The 4,715-nt window shown below is 29.8% G+C and carries 3 protein-coding genes; all 3 read left to right on the forward strand.

Annotated elements, in window-relative coordinates; genetic code table 11:
- Positions 1-293 precede the first annotated feature (293 nt).
- The gene (locus ACYQ4S_RS10800; RefSeq protein ID WP_459771095.1) at positions 294-1,922 is read left to right on the forward strand and encodes a hypothetical protein; all 1,629 of its coding nucleotides are present in this window, start codon (positions 294-296) and stop codon (positions 1,920-1,922) included.
- A 226-nt stretch (positions 1,923-2,148) separates the two neighbouring features.
- Complete coding sequence (locus tag ACYQ4S_RS10805) at positions 2,149-3,027, forward strand: sulfotransferase (RefSeq protein ID WP_459771097.1); 879 nt, start codon at positions 2,149-2,151, stop codon at positions 3,025-3,027.
- Positions 3,028-3,078: 51 nt separating this feature from the next.
- Positions 3,079-4,383, forward strand: coding sequence for a lipopolysaccharide biosynthesis protein (locus ACYQ4S_RS10810; RefSeq protein WP_459771098.1), 1,305 nt, complete (start codon positions 3,079-3,081; stop codon positions 4,381-4,383).
- Positions 4,384-4,715: the final 332 nt, after the last annotated feature.

A 4,715-nucleotide genomic window follows, 5' to 3' on the forward strand; every position in this document is an offset into this window, starting at 1 on the left:
CTTTTATTGCATGCGTTAAAGGAGCTGTTAGAAGGTGAATTTGTACTATCTGAACAGCAGGTAACGAAGCTGTTGGATCAATTAATTGAGACATTACCGACTTCATTTAAAGAAATTTTAGCTGGAAACCAGCCCAATCAGGCATACAGCACTGTTTGATCTCGTTGATTAACCTTAAGCCGATAGGCTTTCCAAGGTCTGATTAGGGTGCGAAACTTGAGAATTCTATTTAAGGTTAGCAAAGAGTTAATAGCGAAGTAAATGTTGAAAATTTATCGGAGGTAGAAATAGAAATGAAAAATAAGATTCCAGAGTACATGATTAAAAATACTAAAAAGCTAAGTTTGAATTTCAATCGTAAAGAACAATTAGCATATTGGTTGGATAAATTTGAAATTCAAAGAGATGAAATATGTATAATAGGCAGTGTACCTCTACATTTAGCAGGAATTAGAGAGAATGAAGACATTGATTTTATAACTACATCTCAAGTAGAAGAGAAGATACTTTCAAAAATAGATGATTTCCCAGAATGTAAAATATCAAAGCAAAAAATATTTTTGGGAGAGGAAGTCCATAGTCATACGATAAACAAAGAAAGATTTGAGTATTTTGGTATAAAAAATGAGGATTTAATTAATGATGAAAAATATCATATGATTGTTGATGGGTTTAAAATCTTCAGACTAGAAATTTTATTATCTAAAAAACTTAGAGAAGCTAGACCAAAGGATTTAGAAGATGTTAAAAGAATAGAGAAATCTGGAATTATTGGTTCCTGTGACTGGGATTGGGACTTGGTTTACTCTCCACCTTATTGGACGATACCTAAGGATAGACTATTATTACGAGTTAGAAAAAAAATTTATTACAATGGTTTGATAAATACAATTAAGGATTATTCTAAATCTATGATAAGAAAAGTAGGATTAGAAAAACAATTAGAAAAAATTCTTTTATATAATGAAAAAAAACATTTTGTTAAAGGAATCCAAAAGTCAAGAATAAATCATAGCTATTATAAAACTATGGTTCCCGTTCCTGTAATTTTATCAAACTATTTTCAAAATGGAGAATTCCTTGGTTGGGACATAATTTTGGAGTGCTTTTTGTTGTGTCATGATTCGGAATTTATTAATGAGGACATCAAAGAAAACATTGAAGACCAAGATAGTAACAGTGTAGTTTTATCAAAACAAGGAAAAATAATTGAAGGGAGAGCTGTACTAGCAAAAAAAATAAACGATATGGAATACTGGGTTGAAGTAATGAATCTATTTAAAGAAAATGATGGAAACAATTCAAAATCATCGACAAATAAGAAATTGACTTATTCCCAAATAGAATCATTGAATGATAAGTTTCTAAATATTATTGATAAGACTGGCTTGATTTTTTATGCAATTCTTTGGCCAACAGCTTACAACATCTACAATGAAGTAGAAAAATATATTGGTGACCAAGTTAATATTATTGAAATGAAAGAATATGATATATACCATGATGTATCTAATATAATTCATAAAATATATCAAAGTGATGATAGAGCAAAACCATGGATGCTAGAAAAGAAAATAAACAAGATTAAGAATTTAGAAGAACATAAACCAATAAGGGTACTAAAACTTTGGATACCAGATCCGCAATTACGTTATGTTACTGATCGTGAAGATGTTGTATACTCTAAGATTACTAGAGATCTAAAAACAAGATGTAGAAAAAAATTTTTCAAACAAATGGATGAATATTTTTATGATAATTTAATCCATTTTACCGAAAATTATTATAATAATTACGAAACAGCTAATTTATTGAGTGATCTGGAAATAAATGATAGATGCACAAAATCCATTAATTATATAAAAGCAAAACCAAATTCATTTGATGTGCTTTTATTAAAAAACGATAATATTGATCTTTAATTTAGAATTCATGTACCTGATTCAGATTATTTCTCTATAACAGATAGAAATATATTATGAGTTGTGGGAGGCTAAATGATACGAATTAATTGTCAAATTACAATTTTACCGTAAATATTTTTAAAGCATACGTTACCTCAAAGAAAATTTCGAAGGTTTAGACAACTTAATAATAAATGTCAACGTATAGGCACTAGTAATTATAGTGTAAGGAGGGTTGAGAACTATGAAAATAGGTTTTATTATAGGAACACCAAGGAGTGGTAAGTCCAGGGTTTTTGAAGCTTTAGTTTCCTCTGGAAATTTTGCATGGATATCCGAATATCATAATTATTTTAACATAATAAAGTTAAGTAGTTTAATTAATAAAATATATGATATCCCGCTAATTGGTTACAGACTATACAAAATTAATGGGATAAGTAAATATCTTCCTCATCCAATAGAAACCAACAGCTTTTGGGAGAAAAAGATATCTCAATTTAATTCACCTAATAAATCTGATATTTCTATGCATGAGATTGATAACATTCGTGAACTTATAAAGAATTCATGCAGTTGGCAAGGAAAAGAGCTATTTATTAGTGAATACTCAAAATGGTCAAGAGTTAATGAATTCACTAAAGTTGATCCGGCGGCAAAGTTTTTACATTTAACTAGAGATGGTAGGGCCGTAGCTTATGAATATTATAAAATGATAGTAAATAGCAATTATAATGAATGGAATATGAGACAAGAATGGATTGAGTCGTGGCCACAGACATGGAAGGATGATTTTGAAAAATATTCTGATTCGGTATTAGTATATTGCGTATATTTATGGAAATTTCAATTGATGAAGATAAAAGAAGAAACTATGACCCTCCATAGAGATCAGTACTTAGAGATTAGATACGAAGATTTAGTAAAAGATCCTGAATACAATTTTCTTAAAATTGCTGATTTTTTTGAGATGAAATTTAATAAGCGTCTATCAGATTATATAATTAATAGTAACTTTAGAAACATGAATTATGAATGGGAACAGGAACTAACTCCAGAGCAAAAAAATATACTAAATGATATTATTAATGAAACGGATTATTTGAAGTATCTAGATGTATAAGTAAAATTTACTCTTACAGAGTTAGGGTATAAATTTAAGTGAGGAATCAATATGAAAAATATCGAAGTGATATTAAATGATATTAAACGTAAATTTGAAAGCAGAAAGTTTTTGAAGAGTATATTGCTTATATCTGGTGGTACAACGCTTGCTCAAGGATTAAATATATTATTCTCTCCTATTATAACAAGAATATATCTCCCTGAAGAGTACGGCTTAATGTCCATTCTTACATCGGTATTAATGATACTATCTTTTCCATCATTGATGTACGAAATGGCGATACCAATTCCTAAGAAGGATGAAGAAGCTATTAATGTAACAATGCTTAGCTTCAATATTTTAATTATTTTTGTAATACTATTGACAATCACGTTATATTTATCGGGGAGTTGGATACTGGATTTTTTTAATGCTCGAAAATTAGCACCATATAAGTATTACATATCAGTGGGAGTATTTATGATCGGATTATATAATATACTAATTCATTGGATGTATAGAAGAAAGAATTTTTTATTAATTTCAAAAACTCAGCTTGGACAAAGTATAACTGGCAATATAACCAAAATTGGATTAGGATATTTGGGATTAGGGGTTAGTGGACTTTTAATAGGAGCAATAGTTAAACAAAGCGCTGGTATAATTTCACTTGCAAAAGATCTCATAACAAAAGAAAGATATTTATTTACAAACATAAATCTAAATAATATGTTTTGGAGTATGAAGAAATATAGAAATTTTCCAATTTACCAAACTCCTACTATGATTTTTTTAAGAATAAAAAACAATCTCCCCATTTTAAGTTTGACATTTTACGGAGCTCAAACAGTTGGATGGTATAGCTTTGCTAATACCATAGTAAAGTTACCAATGATGCTAGTAGGGCATTCTGTCACAAAAGCCTTTTATGCTGAAGCTGCTAGTATTGGAAAAGAAAATCCAAGGAAGCTATTGTCTTTATCAAATAAATTATTTAAAACAATGGCTATATTGGGATTACTGCCATTGTTAATATTAGCAATTTGGGGACCTCACATAGTTTCAGTTATATTTGGTCAGAATTGGTATGACTCGGGTGTATTTATAAGAATTCTAACAATATCAATATATGCAGATTTTATTTTTTCGCCTGCAAGTAGAGTTTATGAAGTTATTGAAAGACAAAAGGGAAAAATGATTATAGATTTTGTTGCTTTAATATTGATAATTATTGTATTTGTGATTACTAGATACTTAAATACATCTTCTTATATTGCAATCTTCTTATACAGTATATCTATGGCGATGACTCACCTAGTGACATTTACATATGCAAATAGATTCTTGAAGAAAGAAGTTGATAAAATAAGATAATAAATATATATGTACAATTTACTAAGGATTACCTTAGTAGCAAGCTCACGCGAGATTTACACGTGAGCTAGGACCCCTAGAGGTGCGCAATTAGTGGGGCTGGGAAAAAACTCCCCTAAAATGAATACATCCCTCGACCGATTTTGAGAAAAAAATGGTCGAGGGATGTTTCTTTTTTAAAGACAAAATGAGCCCCACCGGCTATTGATTATTTCGCGCTCACAGGTCCATCAATATCCAATCCGAGTCCACCAATTCACGAATCAAGTCCTCCTCTGTTATCTGCTCGAATTTGCACTTCAAGGCAATCAATTCGCACATCAAGTCCACTT

Source organism: Alkalibacterium sp. s-m-28 (assembly GCF_054658175.1).